Genomic DNA, 2,271 nt, shown 5'->3' with positions numbered 1-2,271 from the left:
CCAGTTCCGCCACGTAGATGTCGCCCGTGGCGGGGTCCTCAGCCAGACTCAGCGGGTTGTTGAACCCGGAGAGGCCCGTGATCCGCCGCTCGCCGGTGAAATGACCGGAGGCATCGCGCGAGAGCACGACAATGTCGGCCCCGGCGCTATATTCGGCCACGAGGATCTTTCCGTTGAGCGCGCCGCCGAAGGCGCTCCCGGTGTACTGGATGATCCCGTCGGCCGAGCGGTGGAGGCCGAAGTCGAAGACCGGCGCGTGCCAGGCGGGATCGGGCGCGGTGCCGACGGGATAGGCCTGCACTTCGGCCGGATCAGTCCCCGCGGTCGGGTTGCCGCCGTCGAGCACGAAGTGCCCGAGCGTCGGGTTGGGGTGCCCGAAGTACCCGCCCTGGACGATGTCGTCGAGGTAATCGCTCTCGACCTGCGGGTTCTGGTTGATGGCGGGTGAGCTCGGCCCGGCGGGGACGTTCCCGCCGGCGGATGCGCCATTCACCGGCGCATAAAGATGGTTGTCGCTGCTCCACAGCAGGTCGAAAGCGTTGCGGACGCCGCTGGCGTAGATCGTCAGCGGCGCTCCGGGGGCGTCGGGGTTGTAGCTGCCGCCGGCATCCGGGGTGAGGGCATTGAGCGGCTGGCCGGGCGTCACCTTCGTCACGTCCAGCCGCAGGATCGCGGCGCTGAGCATGTGCTCGGGCCGCATGCCCCACACCGGGTCGGGCGCGCCCATCGAGTTCTCTGCCGCCTGCCCGAAATAGAGCGCGCCGTCCGGCCCAAACACCGGCTGGTCCGTCAGGTGGTCGGCCACGGACCGCGGCAGATTCACCACCACGTCCTGCACCGTCTGAAGGCTCGACCCGCTGAGGCGGGTGATCTTGCTGCTGAAATCGGGCGCGTTGCTGAACCCGTAGAATCCGTTTGACACCCACAAAATGGGATTACTGGCGATTGAAGCCGGGTCGAACGCGAACCCGGTCAGGAGCCGCGGGCCGCCGTTGGCGGTCTGGAGCGAGGTGAACACTTGAGGCGATCCGAGTGACCCGTCGGCATTGATCGGGAACCGGAAGATCCGCCCGTCCTCGGCGCCGGCCCACAGCTCGTGGTCCGGCCCTACCCGCACGGTCGTCCAGGGGACATTGACGCTGTTCGCCTGCGGGAGTTGCTGGAATGCGATCGACGGATCGGTGGCGCCGCCCGCGGTGCCCGTCGTGAAGGTCATCGTGAACGGGTTCACCTGCTGTCCGCTGATGTCCCGCACCGAGCTGGTGACGGTAAACGTGTAGCTGGTGTTCGGGTCCAGCAGGACTGACGGCTGAAGAATAATGGCGTCGTCGCCGCCGGTCGTGCTCACGACCGCCGGCACCACCGACTGGTCGCTGGTCCGCTGCAAGAAAACGGTCCCGGTGGTGATGGTATTGAAGTCGAGGCTGGAATTGGGGAGGAATAAATCGACTGTGACGGCCGAATCGCGCGGGACACCCGTCGAGTTAGGCGCCGGGCTGACGGTCGTCACCGAAGGCCGGCTGATGGCCGGCACGAATGCCTCGGCGCGCACCGATAGTGCGGCTGGTGACGAATCGAAGGGATTCGCCGACAGCAGGCACCGGTTTTCCAGCGTTTCCACCACGGCGCGACGCAAGCGCGCCCCCATCAGCTTCTGTACATCCATCATGCTGTAAACCGTACCGGTCGCCGGACACCCGGCGGCCGAACAACTCGAACACCCACGCGACGTGTCATACCCGCACAGCCGCTTGCGCGCCAACTGCAATTTACCAATCCGGCTGAGGTCGTTACGAATCCATCATTCGTGCAGTTTTTGCAGCGGCGATGCGTGTTCCCATCCCGCGGAGCCCTCGCAACGCCTTGCCCCCCTCGCGCGTATCATGTCGGACTCAGAGGTGTGGGTGACTGATCTATCTGTTGTTCACGATGAACCGTTCCGCCGCTCTCGCGGGCGGGTGTACTACGGGTGGATCAACCTGGCCGTGGCGGCGGTGGCGATGGTGGCGACGCTGCCGGGCCGGACCCAGGGCCTGGGGCTGATCACTGAGCCGCTGCTCCGCGATCTGCACGGCAGCCACCCCGATTTCGCGTGGCTCAATATCTGGGCGACGCTGATCGGCTCGGCCTTCTGCCTGGCGTGCGGACCACTGATCGACCGCTTCGGCGCCCGCGCCATGCTGACGGCCATCGTGGCAGCGCTGGGCGCGACGGTGCTGGGGATGAGCCGCGTTTCGGGGTGGGTGGGGCTGCTCGTGGGGATGACCCTCA

At 66.6% G+C, this 2,271-nt stretch carries 1 protein-coding gene and 1 pseudogene; one reads left to right on the top strand and one right to left on the bottom strand.

Annotated features, from left to right (window positions below):
• The coding region (locus VFA16_RS00465) for an Ig-like domain-containing protein (protein WP_324965929.1) at positions 1–1,669 on the bottom strand (1,669 nt) is incomplete at its 3' end.
• 235 nt (positions 1,670–1,904) lie between these two features.
• Here VFA16_RS00465 and VFA16_RS00460 point away from each other — a divergent pair.
• Positions 1,905–2,271 (top strand): annotated as a pseudogene (locus VFA16_RS00460) (hypothetical protein); the annotation flags it as partial.

This window comes from Mycobacterium sp., from assembly GCF_035653355.1.
Taxonomy (GTDB): domain Bacteria; phylum Actinomycetota; class Actinomycetes; order Mycobacteriales; family Mycobacteriaceae; genus Mycobacterium.
Note: the sequence above shows the minus strand (reverse complement) of the source record. Positions and strands in the feature narration are given on the sequence as shown.